Origin of the sequence: Vibrio sp. V09_P4A23P171, from assembly GCF_963875615.1 — a bacterium.
Lineage (GTDB): Bacteria > Pseudomonadota > Gammaproteobacteria > Enterobacterales > Vibrionaceae > Vibrio > Vibrio anguillarum.
Genome location: NZ_CAWNMR010000066.1, coordinates 36,683 through 55,568, shown reverse-complemented (window position 1 = coordinate 55,568; position 18,886 = coordinate 36,683). Strand labels below are relative to the sequence as shown.

Below are 18,886 nucleotides of genomic sequence, written 5' to 3'. Positions count from 1 at the left end.
ATGATCGAAATATCTGTTGAAAATTTGGTGGTCGAGTTTCCTATTTTTGATAACTCGCATCGCTCGTTAAAAAATAAATTTATCAATATGACTACTGGTGGCAGGATTGGTAATGATGCTGGAAAGCATCCAACTGTTAGAGCTATTGATAGTATTAACTTAAATGTGAAAAGTGGTGAGAGAGTAGGCCTTCTTGGTCATAATGGTTGTGGTAAAACAACCCTACTTCGTGCTCTTACGGGAGTGTACTCACCAGTTTCTGGAAGCCTAACTTGCAATGGAAAAATTGCATCATTACTAGATGTGTCTATGGGGCTAGATCCTGATGCGACTGGCTATGAGAACATTTATCTGAAGGGAGTCATGGATGGCATGACTTTGCAGGATATAAAGAGCCGAGTTGATGAGATTGCTGAGTTTACTGAATTAGGTGAGTATTTATCACTGCCAGTCAGAACATACTCAAGTGGTATGATGTTGCGACTAGCGTTTGCGATAGCAACTAGCGTTGATGCTGATATTATTATCATGGATGAATGGTTAAGTGTTGGTGATGCTTCTTTCAGTCAGAAGGCTAAAAAAAGGCTTGATGAGCTAATCAATAAAGCATCTATATTGATTATTGCTTCACATGACCCAGCACTTATTGAGACTGTCTGCACGCGAAGAATATTCATGGAACATGGGGTAATCACTAAGGATGAGATTCTTCAATGATAAGTGAAAACAATCAGGCTCTACAGTTTTTAGCCGATCTCACTTACAAAAGAGGCCTAAGAAATGTCAAGGGCCTATTTAGTGCTTATTGTGCATATCCGTTATCAGAGTATACAGAGAAGCGTAATGTTAGTGCTAAAGTAAGAGAGCTTAGAAGCCATTATTGCCAGCCCTACTCGGTAAGAAAGGAGCAAAGTAGGCAATCTCTATTGAATATATTAGAGTCTGCTAGCGTAAGTGTTCCTTATTATAAAGAGCTTTTTAAAAAGAAAAATATTGATCTTAAAAAGATTCAGAGGGATATCAATTATGTAAAGGATATACCGTTCCTTACAAAGGATATTATCAGAGAACAGTCTGAGCGATTACTTTCTAAGCCTCTGTCAGAGATTAGGCATCACCATTGTAAAACGGGGGGCTCGACGGGAGCTTCATGTTCGTTGTTTTATGACCAAGCAGCAGCAGATTATGCTACAGCAGTGTCAATTTATACAAGAGAGCGAATTTCGAAAAGAAAATATCATAGTGAGTTGCACTTTGCATGTCGTTTTCCTGGGCAAGAACCTGCGAGTTGGCCTAATAGAGAAACATTAAAGTGCTTGGCGATGAATCGTAGTAATATTTTCTTCGATAGACTTGATGAAAAGGGGATTGAAGAAATTATTAATACCCTAAATATACGCTCTCCTTACCTAATTCATGCTCATCCTTCGACTGTCCACGCAATAGCAAATTATCTTACCGAAAAGAATATAGCTGCACCATCGATTAAAGTGTTTGAATCAAGCGGAGAATTGCTTGATAAAGGTGTCCGAGAAAACATAAAAGCATCATTAAACTGCCAAGTCATAAATAGATATGGTTCTGCAGAGTTTGGCATTAGTGCTTATGAGCTTGATAGTGATGAGAAAATGTATGTGCTTGACTCGGAAGTTTATGCTGAAAATGCCGTTGATGAGTCATCAAACTGTGAGCTTGTTATGACTGGCTTTAGAAATACACTAATGCCCCTTATACGTTATCGAACGGGAGATATAGCAGAAATATCAGATGAAAAGAATGGTATGATATTGAGTAATATGGTCGGTCGTATTCATGATTATATTTATATAGGTGGTATAAAGTATGCGACGCATTATATTCAGGATATCATTGACCATCGAATTGGCAGTGTTACACAGTTTCAGATAGATACGCGTGGCGAAAAACCAGTATTGAATATTGTTCCTGAAGCAAATGCCGATCATAAATTCATTGAAGATATGGCATATCACTTTTGGAAACATGACTTACTTGTACAGTTTATCGAGATGAAAGATCTAGTGACTGTAGGTAGAAGAGCGAAGTTTAGACATGTGGTATAGAAATGATTGCATTAATTAGAAGTGAGAGTAATTCGACGGCCTTCAATTTAGTGTTAGGAGCTCTTTGTCGTAGCTTTTCTTCGCCTATGATTGCTGTAAAAAATGCCAGTGATAACTTGGATGATTACCCTGTAATTGTATTTGTATGTATTGACGACAAAGTTAAAATTAATACAAGTAATAAGAAGGTGATTATTTTTGGTGCTTTGCCGAAGGTTTTTAAAGAAAAGCATAATATAGAAAACGTTAACGGGTTTAACTTCGTAGATATTGAGAGTCGAGAAGCTGACACTTATCGGTATAGTTCTAGTGCTGCTAAGATAGAGTTTCTTCCTAGACCTGAAAAAGAATTCAATTACGCTTTTTCAAAGCCGACCCAAAGATATGATTTTATGGGAGAGTGGAACAATTTGGATTATGGTTTTATTGATTCTAGACAATCTAATTGGAGCTTAGCGAGTAATTGCTTGTGTAGTATTGACTCCTCCATTGCTTGGGTTTCTGATAGTGTGGGGAATAAAATCTCCTATATCTCACTTTTGGAAAGTGAGTCTGACAGCATTTTTTGGGTAAATAGGAATGTAGGCCTTTGTGACGCACATGAGTGGATTTTATTAGAAAACTTTGTCAGTGATTATCGTACAAATAATTTGAGTTGCCTACCTGTTCTCAAAGACATCCCTTGGGGATATGATAGCGCTATTACAATGAGGCTAGATTGCGATGAAGATGTAACTTCTGCTGAGTATCTCTATGAAGCTTACAAGCTTGAGAATGTACCTCTTTCACTGGCATTGCATACGTCAATTTTAGAGAGTGGTGTTCATGATGAATTTGTGAGCCGTTTTATTATGGAAGGTGGAGCAATACTTTCTCACACCCATACCCATGCCCCTCAATGGGGGGGAAGTTATGATTCAGCTATGTTCGAGGCTCAGACGTCAAAATCGATCATTAAACAAAGATTTGGGGTTGATGTTGAGTTTGCGGTGACTCCATTCCATCATGCTCCTCGGTTTGCTTTGGAGGCTTTGAAAGACTCAGAGTATAAAGGCTGTGTGGGTGGAATTGTTATGAATGATCCCGAGTTTGTGTACGCGAGAGGTGGCGAAATAGAGGGTTTAGAAGCATTTATAGGCCATACCCAGCAAGTTATGCTCCATGGAGATTGTGTTCTTAATGCCGAAGATCCAATAATGGTATATAAGGAATCTTTTGACCGAACGTATTTAGCTCAATCATTCTTTGGCTATTTAGATCATCCTTTTTCTGAGCGATATACATATGGGTGGATAAATGAAGAACAACGTTTAAATATTCACCTTGAATTTATTCGTTATATGAAGACGAAAGCGAAAAACCCTTTGTTTACCGATCAAATAAACACTCTCAGATTCATGTTCGATAAATCGAAAGTTATTTTTGTTAAAACAGAGTCAGGATATAGAGGAATAGTAGATGGGTTAACTAGCCCACAGAGATTACTACCTTACTTTAGGTACAAAGGGCAGGATATTAAAGTTGAACTCCGATAAAAGAAATACCATAGTTGTACTTTCAACAGCCGACTGGAATACAAAATATTTAACGAACAAACAACATACAGCTAAAGAATTTGCGAGGGCTGGATTCAAAGTTGTTTATATTGAGAGTGTCGGATTAAGAAGTCCAAAGATTAGCAGTTCCTTGGATCTAAGTAGAATAATTTCTAGAGCATGGTCTGGTTTTAAAACTTTCATATTAGGTCCTAATGAAGTAGAAAAAAATATATTTGTAGTTTCTCCTCTAGTGTCACCATTCTTTAAGAAAGTGAAGATGGTGAAAGTCTTCAATAGCATTCTTTTAAACTATCTTATTAAACGAGTGATAGGGAATGAACAGCATATTATTTGGTCTTACCATCCATATATAATGGATGTTGTTCTGAAAAGAAAACATGAAAAGCTTGTCTATCATTGCGTTGATGATTTGTCTAGTGTGCCAGGTGTTGATAAGTTAAGCTTCAACAAAATGGAGAGGGATTTTTTAAGTCACTGTGACTATGTTTTCGTCACGGCACCAAAGCTTAAAGAGCGATGTGAGCGTTATAATCCTAAGGTGACCTATCTTTCTAATGTGGTAGACTATGAACACTTCTCTAAATCACAAGTTCTGCATGAATCGAACGATGTTAAGAGAATCGTATACCATGGAGTGTTATCTGATTTTAAATTAGATTTTCCATTACTAAACCTAATTGTTAAAGATAATCCACAATATGAGTTTATTCTAGTTGGTGAAGAAAGAGAAGGTCAAGCGTCATCTGTGCTAGAGGAAATATCACGGTCTACAAATGTTAGACGAATAGGTTATGTTCCGTATAGTGAATTACCAGATGTGCTATCTCAATGTGACCTGGGCATATTGCCATCTCAGATCAACGATTATACAAACTCGATGTTCCCAATGAAGTTTTATGAGTTTATAGCTGCTGGTTTACCGATAGTATCTACTAAACTTCATGCAATAAAAGATATTGAAAGTCCATATGTAGAACGGTTTAGCTCAACAATTGAGTTTTCTATTGTCGCAGAGAAGCTTATAGGTAGAGGAAAAATACCGATGGCTGATAGAGAATTATTGATCGGAAAAAACACATGGAAAGAAAGAACGTCGATTATGCTTAATATTATCGATGAATTAGATAAGTAAAGTTATGACGGTGAATTTAAGTGACTACTAAGTTAGGGGTAAACTTTTTTGGTTCTCATCAGACTAGTGATGGTATAGGTAGAGCTGCTGCGTTGAATCTAGAGTGCCTGAAACATGCAGGCATTGAAGTAGACGAATATGTACTATCTAGGCCAGTAGCTAGACAAAGCGGAAATGATACCTTAATCGATGACGAGTTGATTAAGAACCTAAGATATAAAATAAATATTTTCCAATTTAGTGCGCGCTGGGTACCACATTACTTTTCTCAGGTACCTCAAGGAGCGTTAGATGGGTTTTATAATATTGGCTATTGGTTTTGTGAGGTTCAAAAAATACCTTCACAGTGGGCTAGTCAATTACGTTACTTTAATGAGGTTTGGACAGCGTCAGCTTTTTGTCAAAATGCGATAATCAGAACTGCTCATATACCTGTAATGAATATTCCGCTGTTGATAGAAAACCAGAGTCTTACAAATAATATAAGCCAAAAGTTAGCAGGTAAGTGTGATGTTACTTGTGTGAGATATTTGTCAATATTTAATACGTACTCAGATGCAGAGCGGAAAAATATATTATTTAGTATACGCTCTTTTATATCAGCATTTAGTCTCAGCGATAATGTAGAGTATGTAATAAAGGTAAGTAACTTAGAATATGATACCAGACTAAAAAAGATACTTGAAAATATAGCAATGAATTACTCATTCATAACCATAATTGATGGGTACGTACCAGATGAAATAATTAATAAGTTGTACGAGTCGGCTGATGTTTACGTGTCATTACACCGCGCAGAGGGTTTTGGTTTGACAATATCTGATGCAATGGCAAAAGGTATTCCTGTCATAACGACAGATTACTCTGGAAACATGGAGTTTTGCAGACACAAAGATACTAATTTGGTGGAAAGTAGCTTGATCAAAATCGGACATGAGCGACTACGTTATAAATCAAGCGACGTTTGGGCTGAACCAAAGCTAGATTCTGCAATTAGTATTATGAGGTCGGTATATGAAAACTATAGTGAGCATATACACAAAGCTCAAAAAGCAAGAGCAAGATTAAAGGAAGAGTTCTCTATCGAGGTTATTTCATCTTTGATGCAAGAACGTATACAATTAATCGACAGTGATTTTTCACATAAAGATGATTTGAAAAATAGAGACTTAGACTGTCAAGTGGAGATTTATGATGATTACGGATTTAGCAGTAACTAATATTTTCGTTCTTAGGCATGGTCAAAGTGAAGCTAACTTGGAACGCTTGGTTTGTGGACAAAGAGACTTTCCTCTTACAGATTTAGGGCGACAACAAGCACAAAGAGTTTGTAAGAAGCTATCAAACATAACATTTGACAAAGTATATAGCTCCCCCCTCGTAAGGGCAACTCAAACTATTGCACCTCTCAACTTGTCAGACATAACTTTAGTTCCAGATATAATGGAAGTAAACACAGGTGCTTTTAGTAGTCTGACGATAGAAGAGCTTTATGAGAAACACCCTCAGTATAAATATCAAGGTTTGAATGCAGATTTATCATACCCAGAGGGGGAATCATTAAATTCAATGATTAGCAGAGCCTCCAATTGGTTTAACCTTGAAAAAACTACTTGGTGTTTAGGCGATAATATTTTAATTGTTGGTCACGAAGGTACGCTTTGTGCAATATTACATGATTATTTTAATATGGATATATCAAACTATCCAAGCTTCCGAATTCCTAATTGCGGACTTTTGAACATATCGATCAACTCTGATAATCAAGGTCGAGTCCAATTTCTGAATGTAGAATAATAAGGAAGGAACGTGAAAAGAATTTTGTTAGCGACAAGTATTGATGCTTACCTGCACCAAGGTGGAGGGGAGCAAGAATTAAAAAATCTGCATAAAGAGTTGAATAAGTTAGGTTTTTTATGTGATGTTTATGGAAGTGCATCCCTTGATATTGATAGCTATGATGTTGTTATTTATTTCTCACTTGGCAATGGGGTTAATATATTTCTTGATGGAATAGAGAATAATGATAAGTTATTGATTTTATGGCCAAACTTGTGGTTTATTGATAAGCCTAATAAAGATTACTTGGCATTTTTGCAGACGCAAGTAAATCGTTTTGATGCTGTAGTAATTAAAAGTCAAGCGGAGTTATCTCAACTTGGAATGTATTTTGATATTCCAGATAACAAACGAATTATAATATCTTCATTTGTGGATGATTCAATATTTAACTATAAGGGTAGTGAACTATTTAAAGAAGTCTATGATGTGGATGACTATATTCTTTGGAATGGAATAATCGAGCCTCAAAAAAACCAACTGTCCATCATTAAACTGCTAAAAGACTATGATGTAAACTTAGTCATATCAGGTGCTTCTCGCGATAAAAAATATCTTGATGAATGTAAATCTTTTGCTAATGGTAGTAATGATATACTATTCATACCACCAATGCATTACATGTCGGAGCTCCACTTATCTGCAATATATAATAGTAAGGTATATTTGGAGCTACCATTAGACTCGCCAGGAACTTCTAGCATTGAGGCTGCTATCCTAAATAATAACCTTTGTATTACTGATTGTGGATGGACTAGAGAGCACTTTAATGGGCACTGTACTTTTTTTGACCCAAGTGACGAAGGGTTAGTAAGCTGCTTAGACACTAGAGCACCAAATGGTGTTAGTGTATTGAAGCAAGAAGCCACAAATTATCTCGCCAGAAATGCACTAAAAAATTTAGTTAATTTTATAAATAGAGTCAACCGTAGTTAACTCTTATGGGTAATATATGAAGTTCTTTTACGATACTACAGAAATACTTGTTTGGGAAGGTGAGCACACTGGTATTCAAAGGGTTGTACATGGCTACGCTCAAGGGTTCAAAGAGCTACGAGCAGATACTACGTTTTTTTATATTCATGATGGTATTGGATATTTATGTGGATCGGATGAGGTTCTCGACCTAAAAGAAGGTGATATTGTTTTCACCGCAAGTGCTAATTGGGATCGAATGGAAAACTTGTGTTTTTTTGAAAACGCAAAGCAGTCTGGTGCATATTGTGTGAATCTCTATTATGACCTGACACCAATCGTTATACCTCATTCTTTCAAACCAGGTTTTTGTGATCGTTTCGTTAGTTGGTTCGGGCAAGCTACTAAGTCTTTCGATTATCATCTCACAATATCTGAGCATTCGAAGAAAGATTTAGTTTTGCATAGTGCTGAGTTGAATGAAAACAATGTACAAGTTGTTCGGTTGGCTGATCAAATTCACTCAGTCGACATACTAGATACTCCAGAAGAAGAATTGTTTTTATCTTCTTACGGATTAAGTGAGTATTTACTTTCCGTAGGTACTATTGAATTTCGAAAAAATCATATTACTTTAATTAATGCTTACCGACAACTAGTAAAACAAGGCCTAGAAAACCTTCCTAAGCTTGTAATAGCTGGTCGATTTGGGTGGATGGATCTCGATCTAAAGTATCAGGCAGACAATGACCCTGTTCTTAAAGGAAAAATAATATTCATAGACTCAGCTAAAGATTCTCAGCTGGATTGTCTCTATCGAAACTGTTTATTTACCTTATATGCATCCATCTATGAAGGGTGGGGGCTACCTATTGCAGAGAGTCTGAATTACGGAAAACCCTGCATTATATCTGACAATACAAGCTTACCTGAAATTGCCCCCGGCTTGACTCATATGGCTCGTACGCTTGATCCTTATGATTGGGCTGAGAAGATCAGTTCTCTTTATTATGATAAGGACTTTTACAACGCTAGTGTCGCAAACATAAACGAACAATTTGAATCTACTAGTTGGCTTAATGCCTCTCAGCAGATATTGAATTTTCTCGAAGGGCGGCACAGCAAGCTCATAGGGAAGAGATTATTATGAATAAACTTTCTGTACTTTTTGGCGTTTACCCTTGGGCTATGGTTTGTCCAGGAGGAGGGGAGCGACAGCTCTTGGCATACAAAAGCCACTTAGAAGCAAATTATGAACTCGATGTCCGTTTGTTTGATCAATGGAGCCCTAGTCTATCAGGAGCGAAGATTTTCCACTTTTTTTCAGTAATGCCTGGCTCTTATCAGTTGTGCGAGTATATGAAAAATATCGGCTTAAAGCTGGTTATTAGCCCTAACCTTTGGGTTACTAAAGAAACAATGTATGACTATCCCCACGATCAAATATGGCCTTTGATAAATTTGGCCGATCGAATAATCGTGAATTCTTGGCAAGAAGCTTATTCTTTAGCCGAAGTATATGGCATGCCTATTGAAAAATTTAGGGTTGTTTATAATGGTGTCGAGAATGAATACTTCGAGCCTGTCGGTGATTCGAGTTTTGTTGATGCTTTTGGACTTGAGAAAAATAGTTACTTACTGAATGTCGCTAATGTTGAACCTAGAAAGAATCAATTGAAGTTTGTCAAAGGGATGTTGGAGGTTGACAAAAGTCTAAAGCTCGTAATTGTAGGTAATGTTCGGGACGAGGATTATGCTCGTGAGGTTTTTGAAGTGGGGGGAAGTAATGTTATCCATATAGGCCCATTAGAGTATGGTTCCAATATGTTGAAAAGTGCTTTCACAAATAGCAGAGCTTTTGTAATGCCCAGTACCTTGGAAACCCCTAGTATAGCAGCTTTGGAAGCTTCTGCCTCAGGTATACCTATATTGATTACTAATGTGGGCTCAACCACTGAGTACTTTGAGAACAATGCTGTTTTTATTGATCCTGATGACATTGAGTCGATCGTTTCCGGAATTGCGACCTTAATATCGGAAGAACATAAATGTGAACCACTATCGCGTCAATTTTCATGGTCTAGCGTGGTAAATGATTTATACAAACACTATCTAGAATTATTGGAAGGGTAATCTATGCTGAAACATGGAAGACAGAAGCTGTTCATCGATTGTACTTCTACTATTCGTACTAATATTGTTTCAGGTGTTCAAAGAGTAGTAAGGCAATTTCTTGATGGGATCCCTAGCATAGCTCAAAAGTTAGAGCTTGAGGTTATTCCTATATGTGGGCAGTTTGGGAATTACTATACCCTAGATGATGCCACAACAATGTCTTTGGATACAGTAAAGGATTATGAGCCTGTTCAAATTTCTTATAATGATATTTATTTCTGTCCAGATGCATTTTGGTCATGTGAAATATACGAATGGTATGAATATTTCAAATCAAAAGGCGCCATAATTATTACAATGGTATACGACTTGATACCATTGGACGAGCGTGAGTTTACTTCAGAACAAGATAGAAAAGTTTTTAGAACGGCTTTTGAAAAAATAATTCAATATTCAGATTCACTTTTAACACCTACTCACGCCACAAAACAACAGGTGATTGAGTATCTTGATAGAAAGAAAATGGAAGGCAGCTCAGTGCCTAAGGTTCAAGTGTCAAAAATAGCACCGATTTTCTGGACTGACGCTATAGATGTTAACCTTCCTAGACATAATGCAAAGAGTGATATTCCAAATGACTTTTTATTAATGGTTGGTACCATTGAGAAACGTAGAGGTTATTTGGAGACGATTGAATCTCTCGCTAAATATTGGGAAAAAGGAGGGGGGTTAAAGCTAAAAATAGTTGGTAAGGTGGCTGATGATAATATTGTTAGGAAAATCAAAGAGTCTGGTTATCCAATCGAAATAATGTCTTCAATTAATGACGATGCGCTGTATGACTTATATAAATCAGCTCAAGCCGTCATATGTTCTTCACTGCATGAAGGTTATGGGCTACCAGTAGCAGAAGGCTTATTGTTCAACGGAAAGGTACTTGCCAATAAGTTACCAGTCTTCGGCGAGTTCGCCGGTTCGATGCCATACTACTTTGATATGGATAACCCTAACCAATTGGTGGATCTTGTTTGCAATATTGAGTTTTTGCAGCCTGTTGAAAGTCCTTACTTCATAGAGTGGGACGAATGCTACGATGACTTAGTTCGATGTATCATCTCTTTATCTCCTCTGCACGAACTATATATCAACGTAGCTTCAAGATATTTGAATAGAGCGATTGTATATCAAACTTATTTAGCTATAGGGCTTGGAGAACCAAATAGTGACGCAACAGATTTTTGGATAGAAAACTTTAAATATACCAGTGATTTTCTAGATGAAGTCAACTACGCTGCGTCCCAAAGGACTACTGATTTAGCAGTTTATTATGCGTATAGCCTTTTAAACTTGGGAAATCCTAGTAAAGATCAAAGAGAATTCTGGAAAGATCATTCATCTGATTTTGCAGACTTTGTAGAACAACTAAAGGAAAATAAATGAAGATTCTTCAGTTTACCACTTACAGCCTTACTGAATTAGATCATGGTGGAAAAATTAGGTCTCATTATATAAAGCAAGGGTTTTCGAATTTTTCAGAAATTGAAACAGTGTCCTTTTCTTGGGAAGACAGTGATAGTCTTTCTGGTTTTGAAGTAAGTTTATCATCGCATCGTTATGCTGAACAAGGTGGTCATTATTTATTGGGCGATATTGCGATTGATGAATATCTTCAGAGCTCAATGGCATTATATAATGAAGTTGGAAATAAAATTAAGTGCTACGCGCCAACTCACATTTTAATTGAGCAACCATTTTTATGGCCAGTTGTTGAGAGCCTTTTGAATGACGGTTATTTAGCTAAAAGTACAAAAATTATTTATAGTTCGCATAATATTGAACATGTACTGAAGAAAAAAATTTATAGCGACTTACTTCCTGAGGAAAAAGCTGAGTCTTTGACTCAAAGAGTAAGGGATATAGAACTTAGCCTAACAAAACGAGCTGATTTACTGCTTTCTGTCTCAAAGCAAGAAAAAGAATACTTGGTTGAATATAATCAATCTTCGCCTATAGTCGTTGTCGCAAATGGAAATAATAGGGCGACTGATGAGTCGTGTGTTAGTTCTTGGAAAGAAAAGTTTGCAGTAGAAGATGGTGCGAATTGGATATTTGTAGGTAGTTGGCATCCACCCAACATTAACGGTTTATTGGACTTGCAACAACACTTACGTACTGACTCCGTAACGCTCAATTCAAAAATTTGGGTTTTGGGTAGTGTTGCAAATGGCTTGAAAGCTGACCCTGTTTGGGACAAAGGGTGTAAAGAGTGTTTCAATCTGGTTGGTCCTGTGAGTATCGAAGACTTGGATGGCGCAATTCAAGCGTGTGATGGAATTATTCTACCAATATGGGAAGGTGCTGGAAGTAATCTTAAAACATCTCAGGCATTGATTTCTGGTAAGCAGGTTATAGCGACTTCATTCGCATTCAGAGGGTTTGAAGAATATGAAGATGAAGACGGTGTTCTTGTTGTCGATAGTGTTGAAGAGTTTGTTTCGGCAATGGATAAAATGCATGTAAGTGACCATCACTACCAGCGACAGAAATGTATTGCAGCACTAACATGGGATGGCATACTCTCCAAATTTTCAAGCGAAGAGCTGGTCATTGAATTTTTCAGAGGAAGTAATTAAGGATGCGTGTATTTTTTGATTGTACCATTCTGCAAAATTGGCAAGGTCACTTTACTGGTATACAGAGAGTCATCTATTCACTGGCTAAGGGTTTTAGCACATTAGAAGGCCAGCGTGTAATACCTATTGTTGTGAATGAAAATAGTTTAGCAAACTCATTTGAACTTGATAGCCTTTCTGTCGGCAATGAATTTGAGATTGTTGAAGGGGATGTCGTATTAACGGCTGCTCCTAATTGGGACTTTCCTGACAATCAAAGGAACTTAAATCAATATCGAAAAAGGAAAGCATCGGTCGTCTCAGTATTGTATGACGTTATACCTTGGAAGCTACCTCATTCATATGGCCCTGGTTTTCCAGATATATATAACGCTTGGTTGCGCAGTATGGTGGCATCTAGTGATGCGATTGTTGCAATTTCGGATAACTCGCTGAGAGATCTTAAGGCATTTTGTCATGTGGAGGGTATTGATGTTCCACCGACGGGGGTATTTAGGCTTGGAGATGATATCAATGAGTTTTCTACGATAGAAGTTTCAAAAGAGACAGTCGAACAGTTTCGACGGAAGTATACCAGTCAATATATTCTTTCAGTTGGTACTATCGAGTATCGAAAAAACCATATCTTGTTATTAAATGCTTTTCGTAATGCGCTCCTCGAAGACAAAGTGCTTCCATATAAGTTGTATATTGTCGGTAAGGAAGGGTGGTTAAACTCAGATATTCGTTATCAAATTGACAATGATCCGCTTTTAAAAGGCCGTATAGAAATCCTTGAAGGGGTGAGTGACCAAGAGTTGGATTATTTGTATTCAAATTGTGATTTTACAGTGTACCCATCGATATATGAGGGCTGGGGTTTACCTGTGGCAGAGAGCTTAAGATATGGTAAAGCATGTATTGCCTCGAACTCATCTAGTTTAGTCGAGATAGCACCCCAGTTAGTTACTCATATCAATCCATTTGATGTAAATGAATGGACTAATGCATTGATAATGTTATCAAATCCTGAAAGGCTTCATGAAATTACTCAAAAGGTAAGTTCTATCTATGTACCTTTCTCTTGGAAGAAGAGTGCTAGAGCTTTACAGCAGTTCCTTGTTTCGGAGTTCCATTAATGAAAGTTTGGTTAGACTATTCAACAATTAAAGATTGGGATGGTACTTTAACGGGCATCCCAAGGACTGTCTATTCTATTGAAAATGCACTATCTGAGATTGGTTGTAAATTTGAGCGGGTTTTTATTAATGATGAGTTAGCTAGCTTTTACCAGCTTCCAAATGATAATGTCCTACTTGGAAAGGAGTTGATTGCAGCCAATATGTCAGAGGGAGACATACTTTTATCTCTAGGAGCTACTTGGGCATATGCATCTTATAATACAGAGATTAAAAGACTTAAAAGCATTGGTGTAAAGTACTATCAATTATATTATGATTTGATCCCTACAAAGTTTCCTTATTTTTATGAGTATGGAAAGGGTTTTGGGGAGTACTACGGTAATATTATTTCTGAAACATTAGATCTTTGTGACGTCGCTTATTTTATTTCTGAGTGCTCAAAAAGGGATATATGTGCACATTATAGTGGTGAAAATCAGTTTAGAAAGATCGTCATTCGACTTGGTGAGGACTTCGAAGAAGTAAATACGACATCGATTGAGAATGATGAAGACTACATCCTATGCGTAGGTACATTAGAAAAGCGGAAAAATCAAAATATGCTTCTGGATGCATATAGGCTTATGTTGGCGTCACGCAAACGAGATGAAGTTCCAACTTTGTACCTGATAGGGCGTGAGGGGTGGATGAATGGAGATTTGGTTTTCCAAATAGATAATGATCCTCTATTGTCTGGCAAAGTTCAGATTCTCAAAGATGTCTCAGATGGAGAGCTTGAGACTCTATACAAAGCTGCTCTGTTTACAGTTTTCCCTTCTTTATATGAAGGGTGGGGGCTTCCAATATCAGAAAGTTTCAAGCGAGGAAAGGCCTGTATAGCATCTAACTCATCCAGTATGATCGAAATCGCACCAGAGCTTACAATTCTTTTGGACCCGTATTCTCCTAATGTATGGGCTGAAAAAATACTTGAGCTCGTGTCAGATAAAAGTAAACTGCTTGCTTTAAATGAGCGTATCAAGGCGGAATATCGACCCCATTCTTGGAAAGATACTGCCCAGTCAATTGTTAACGAATTTTAAATTTAGGTTAGGAAAAGATATGACCACCACAGCGATTATTACCGGAATTACGGGTCAAGATGCTGCTTACTTAGCAGAGTTGCTTTTGGATAAAGGCTATAAAGTATATGGTACTTATAGAAGAACTAGCTCAGTCAACTTTTGGAGAATCGCAGAGCTAGGTATTGATAAGCATCCTAATTTAGAGTTAGTTGAATATGATTTGACGGACCTATCGGCAAGTATCCGTTTGTTACAAGAATCTGGTGCGACAGAAGTTTATAACCTTGCTGCGCAAAGTTTCGTTGGTGTTTCATTCGACCAACCGCTTACCACAGCTGAAATTACAGGTATTGGCCCTGTTAATCTATTAGAAGCGATTCGTATTGTGAACCTTAATATCCGCTTCTACCAGGCCTCTACTTCTGAAATGTTTGGTAAGGTACAAGAAATTCCACAGCGCGAATCTACTCCATTTTATCCACGTAGTCCGTACGGTGTGGCAAAGCTATATGCTCACTGGATGGTAATCAATTACCGTGAATCTTATGACATATTTGCGACAAGTGGAATTCTGTTTAATCATGAATCACCACTGCGTGGTCAAGAGTTTGTTACTCGCAAAATTACCGATTCTGTAGCTAAAATTAAGCTTGGTAAGTTGGGTGTACTTGAACTAGGTAATATGGATGCCAAGCGCGACTGGGGTTTTGCGAAAGATTACGTTGAAGGCATGTGGCGTATGCTTCAAGCTGATAAGCCTGATACATATGTACTTGCAACTAACCGCACTGAGACAGTTCGTGATTTCGTTACTATGGCATTCAAAGCTGCTGATATTGAATTGGAATGGAATGGTTCAGAAGAGAATGAAACGGCAACAGATAAAGCAACAGGTAAAGTAGTTGTTAAGGTAAACCCTAAATTCCATCGACCAGCGGAAGTGGACTTACTGATAGGTAACCCAGAGAAGGCGAAGAAAGAGTTAGGTTGGGAGCCTAAAACAACACTTGAAGAGTTATGTGCCATGATGGTTCAGGCGGATCTTCGTCGTAATGAACAAGGCTTCTCATTCTAAGTCTTAGTTATTGGTTTATAAATAGATAGATGGCAGCAGTTTTTCTGTTGCCATTTTTTTTAGGGTGATAAATATGAAGAAAGTTTTATTAACTGGTGTAGATGGTTTCACTGGTAAGTATGTAGAGCGAGAACTCGTCTCTAGAGGCTACTCTGTTGTTGGCCTAGTTTATCGAGATGCTAAGAAAGGCCAAGTCGCTTGTGATCTTACGGATCGTCAGGCAGTGACAACTTGTTTGGAACAAGTTCAACCCAACTATATAATCCACCTAGCTGCGCTATCCTTTGTTGGTCACGCTGATCAAAAAGCGTTTTATGATGTCAATGTGTTTGGTGCCTTGAACCTTCTAGAGGCAGCAAAAGAGCTTGGACTTCAATTGGAGAAAGTCATTTTTGCGAGCAGCGCGAATATTTATGGAAATCCTGCAGATGTAGAGTGTATTTCTGAAGCAGTCTCGCCTTCACCTGTTAATCATTATGCCATGAGCAAGTTGGCCATGGAGCATATGGCGAAATTGTGGTTTAGTGAATATCCGATGCTCATCACTCGACCATTCAACTATACTGGCCTTGGGCAAGCAGAGCACTTTTTAATCCCTAAAATTGTTTCTCATTTCAAGAGAAATGCTTCTGAGATTGAGTTGGGTAACACTGATGTTTCTCGGGACTTTAGTGATGTTCGTGATATTGCTGAGTCATATGTAAATCTCCTAGAATCTGAAGCACACTCTGAAATTGTAAATTTGTGCTCGGGACAAGTAACGTCATTACAGGCGATCATTTCCATGATGGAGGAGGTTGCAGGCTATAAAATACAAGTTCAAGTTAACCCTGACTTTGTCCGAACTAATGAAATTAAAGTGTTAGGTGGTGATAATAGTAAGCTAACGATGTTAACTGGTAGTGCTCCAAGTATACCATTAATGCAAACTCTTACAGACATGTATCAGTGTACCGATAGTTAACTCAGCCATTGTTTCGGAGAAAATTATGAAACGAGTATTAGTGGTTTTTGGAACTCGGCCTGAAGCTATAAAGATGGCCCCCTTAGTCCACTGCCTAAAGCAGAGTGGAAGTCTAGAAGTTCAAGTTTGTACAACGGGGCAGCATCGTGAAATGCTTGATCAAGTGCTAAAGCTGTTTAAGATTAAGCCCGACTTTGACCTAGATCTTATGCAAAGTAAGCAAACACTTGTTGATGTGACTGCAAGAATATTAACAAGTGTTTCTGATGTGTTGAGCCAAATAAAACCAGATATTGTTCTAGTTCATGGAGACACCGCTACAACATTTTCTGTAACACTAGCGAGTTATTATCAAAAAATACCTGTAGGTCATATTGAAGCTGGATTGAGAACTGGAGACATATATTCTCCTTGGCCTGAGGAGGCGAATAGGAAGCTAACTTCGGTTCTTAGTACGTTAAACTTTGCACCGACTTATTCTGCTCAGCAAAACTTGCTCTTAGAAGGAGTGCCATGTGAAAAGGTGTTTGTAACAGGTAATACAGTTATTGATGCCTTATTACATACGAAAGATTTGATTGGAAATAGTGATTCAGCATTGTCTAAAAGTCTGACGCGCGAATTTTCATTTCTTAGTCCGAATAAAAAAACTATATTGTTGACGACTCATCGAAGAGAAAATTTTGGTTCAGGCATTGTTAATATTTGTAGAGCTGTAAATCAATTAACAAACCAACGAAGTGATATTCAGTTCATAATGCCTGTTCATCCTAACCCTCAAGTATCACAGCCAATTTATGAACTCTTATCAAATAATGACTCTGTTCACTTGATTGAACCATTAGAATATACATCTTTTGTTTATGCGATGGATTTATCATATTTAATATTAACAGACTCAGGAGGAATTCAAGAGGAGGCGCCTTCTTTAGGGAAACCTGTATTAGTTTTAAGGGATACAACTGAAAGGCCTGAAGCGGTATCTGCTGGCACCGTTAAGTTGGTTGGTACGAATGTGTTTAATATAGTCTCTCAGGTTAATAATCTTCTTGATGATGAGTCTTTATATTCAACATTTAGTAATAAGGTTAATCCTTTTGGAGTAGGGGAGTCGGCCAAAAAAATTGTAAGTATATTAGAAGGTTATTTTAAATAGGAATAGCCCCCTTTCACAGAGGGGGTATTTTGAAGTGTAGATCATACATACGACTAATCTAACGTAAGCGTCGATTTAACCCCAATATAATCGTTCTGATTCACTGGGAGTTAAACCACCGTTATACTGATGTGGTCTGAGTTGGCAGTAATATCCGATAATGTAACGGGTAACCTCTTGTTGAGCCTCAGCGAAGCTACGATAACCCACAGTTGGCACCCATTCCGTTTTCAGACTTCTAAAGAAGCGCTCCATCGGCGCATTATCCCAACAATTTCCTCGGCGAGATAAACTCTGTTTTATTTGAAAACGCCACAGCAATTGACGGTATTTACGGCTAGTATAATGACTGCCTTGATCGCTATGGAACATAACACCTTTAGGCTTACCACGAGACTCATAAGCCATCGAAAGAGCTTTGCCTGTTAGCTTAGAATCAGGTAATAGAGACATCGACCAACCAATCACTTTTCGGGCAAAAAGATCGATAACAACTGCTAAATACATCCACCGATTACCTGTCCAAATATACGTAACATCACCAGCCCAGACCTCATTTGGGGCGGTAACCGCAAACTGACGACCTAAGTGATTTGGAACTTCAATATGTTCTTGTGAAGCCTTTCTGTAGCGATGCTTTGGCTCTTGGCAACTCACTAAACCAAGCGTTCTCATAAGCTTTGTTGCTCGGTATCGGCTCAGCTTTACCCCCTGATTTGTGACTATATCTGCAATGGTGTTCGCGCCCGCAGAGCCATTGCTTACGGCATGAGCCTCACTGATCAAGCTGCGCAATTTTACTGTTTCAACATTAATTACCGTTGGGCGTTTAAGCCAATAGTGATAACTACTTCGATGAACATTGAAGACTTCACATAATGTTTTTACGCTGTAGCTCTGCTTGAGTTTCTTGATTATCAAGAATTGTTCAGCGAGTCCGACATCAACAGAGCCGTGGCTTTTTTTAATATTTCATTATGCTCTTCAAGGCGAGCCAGCTTCTTTTTTAATTCCCGAATTTCTATTTGTTCAGGGGTCATAGGTGAAGCTTTCGGTGTTTTCCCTTGGCGTTCTTCTCTAAGCTGGCGAACCCATTTATGCATCGTGGATTTCCCCACATTCATGGCTTGGGCCGCTTCAGTTACTGAGTAGTTTTGGTCTAGGACTAACTGCGCTGCTTCTAACTTAAATTCTGCGCTAAATAGTCGTCTTGTACGTTTTGTCATAGTGTC

Annotated in this window: 17 protein-coding genes; 16 read left to right on the top strand and 1 reads right to left on the bottom strand. The window is 38.0% G+C overall.

Annotated features, from left to right (window positions below; genetic code table 11):
• From AACT23_RS15345 to wecB, 16 genes are all read left to right on the top strand, one after another.
• Nucleotides 1–717, top strand: coding sequence for an ABC transporter ATP-binding protein (locus AACT23_RS15345; RefSeq protein WP_094127803.1), 717 nt, complete (start codon nucleotides 1–3; stop codon nucleotides 715–717).
• A complete protein-coding gene (locus tag AACT23_RS15340; RefSeq protein WP_217899555.1) occupies nucleotides 714–2,081 on the top strand; it encodes a hypothetical protein in 1,368 nt (455 codons plus the stop codon). The genes AACT23_RS15345 and AACT23_RS15340 overlap by 4 nt, the downstream gene beginning before the upstream one ends.
• Nucleotides 2,082–2,083: 2 nt before the next feature.
• Complete coding sequence (locus AACT23_RS15335) at nucleotides 2,084–3,616, top strand: polysaccharide deacetylase (RefSeq protein ID WP_141195545.1); 1,533 nt, start codon at nucleotides 2,084–2,086, stop codon at nucleotides 3,614–3,616.
• On the top strand, nucleotides 3,603–4,772 hold the full coding sequence (locus AACT23_RS15330; protein ID WP_094127797.1) for a glycosyltransferase: 1,170 nt from the start codon (nucleotides 3,603–3,605) through the stop codon (nucleotides 4,770–4,772). The genes AACT23_RS15335 and AACT23_RS15330 overlap by 14 nt, the downstream gene beginning before the upstream one ends.
• A gap of 20 nt (nucleotides 4,773–4,792) precedes the next feature.
• Nucleotides 4,793–5,992 carry a glycosyltransferase gene (locus AACT23_RS15325; protein WP_094127794.1) on the top strand — a complete coding sequence of 400 codons (1,200 nt, stop codon included), beginning with the start codon at nucleotides 4,793–4,795 and terminating at the stop codon, nucleotides 5,990–5,992.
• Entirely contained in the window at nucleotides 5,964–6,569 is a 606-nt protein-coding gene (locus AACT23_RS15320) for a histidine phosphatase family protein (protein ID WP_094127791.1), read from the top strand. The genes AACT23_RS15325 and AACT23_RS15320 overlap by 29 nt, the downstream gene beginning before the upstream one ends.
• Before the next feature lie 12 nt (nucleotides 6,570–6,581).
• The gene (locus tag AACT23_RS15315) at nucleotides 6,582–7,547 is read left to right on the top strand and encodes a hypothetical protein (protein WP_094127788.1); all 966 of its coding nucleotides are present in this window, start codon (nucleotides 6,582–6,584) and stop codon (nucleotides 7,545–7,547) included.
• Between the two features lie 16 nt (nucleotides 7,548–7,563).
• Nucleotides 7,564–8,676, top strand: a complete 1,113-nt coding sequence (locus AACT23_RS15310) for a glycosyltransferase family 4 protein (protein ID WP_094127785.1) — start codon at nucleotides 7,564–7,566, stop codon at nucleotides 8,674–8,676.
• Entirely contained in the window at nucleotides 8,673–9,659 is a 987-nt protein-coding gene (locus tag AACT23_RS15305) for a glycosyltransferase (RefSeq protein WP_094127782.1), read from the top strand. The genes AACT23_RS15310 and AACT23_RS15305 overlap by 4 nt, the downstream gene beginning before the upstream one ends.
• 3 nt (nucleotides 9,660–9,662) lie before the next feature.
• Nucleotides 9,663–11,081 carry a glycosyltransferase gene (locus AACT23_RS15300; protein ID WP_094127779.1) on the top strand — a complete coding sequence of 473 codons (1,419 nt, stop codon included), beginning with the start codon at nucleotides 9,663–9,665 and terminating at the stop codon, nucleotides 11,079–11,081.
• On the top strand, nucleotides 11,078–12,274 hold the full coding sequence (locus tag AACT23_RS15295) for a glycosyltransferase (RefSeq protein WP_094127776.1): 1,197 nt from the start codon (nucleotides 11,078–11,080) through the stop codon (nucleotides 12,272–12,274). Before AACT23_RS15300 ends, AACT23_RS15295 begins: the two co-directional genes overlap by 4 nt.
• A 2-nt stretch (nucleotides 12,275–12,276) precedes the next feature.
• Nucleotides 12,277–13,392 (top strand): glycosyltransferase family 4 protein, encoded by a 1,116-nt coding sequence (locus AACT23_RS15290; protein WP_094127773.1) that lies wholly within the window; start codon nucleotides 12,277–12,279, stop codon nucleotides 13,390–13,392.
• Nucleotides 13,392–14,477 (top strand): glycosyltransferase family 4 protein, encoded by a 1,086-nt coding sequence (locus AACT23_RS15285; RefSeq protein WP_094127770.1) that lies wholly within the window; start codon nucleotides 13,392–13,394, stop codon nucleotides 14,475–14,477. Before AACT23_RS15290 ends, AACT23_RS15285 begins: the two co-directional genes overlap by 1 nt.
• 19 nt (nucleotides 14,478–14,496) lie before the next feature.
• Nucleotides 14,497–15,534 (top strand): GDP-mannose 4,6-dehydratase, encoded by a 1,038-nt coding sequence (gene gmd / locus AACT23_RS15280; RefSeq protein ID WP_094127767.1) that lies wholly within the window; start codon nucleotides 14,497–14,499, stop codon nucleotides 15,532–15,534.
• 73 nt (nucleotides 15,535–15,607) lie between these two features.
• Entirely contained in the window at nucleotides 15,608–16,498 is an 891-nt protein-coding gene (locus tag AACT23_RS15275) for a GDP-mannose 4,6-dehydratase (RefSeq protein ID WP_094127764.1), read from the top strand.
• 25 nt (nucleotides 16,499–16,523) lie between these two features.
• Complete coding sequence (gene wecB, locus AACT23_RS15270) at nucleotides 16,524–17,654, top strand: non-hydrolyzing UDP-N-acetylglucosamine 2-epimerase (RefSeq protein WP_094127761.1); 1,131 nt, start codon at nucleotides 16,524–16,526, stop codon at nucleotides 17,652–17,654.
• Nucleotides 17,655–17,729: 75 nt separating this feature from the next.
• On the opposite strand, the gene AACT23_RS15265 is transcribed toward wecB, so the two are convergent.
• A protein-coding gene (locus AACT23_RS15265) for an IS3 family transposase (RefSeq protein WP_094127758.1) occupies nucleotides 17,730–18,880 on the bottom strand; the annotation gives its coding sequence in 2 pieces (ribosomal slippage) (nucleotides 17,730–18,622 and nucleotides 18,622–18,880; 1,152 coding nt in all).
• Between the last annotated feature and the right edge of the window lie 6 nt (nucleotides 18,881–18,886).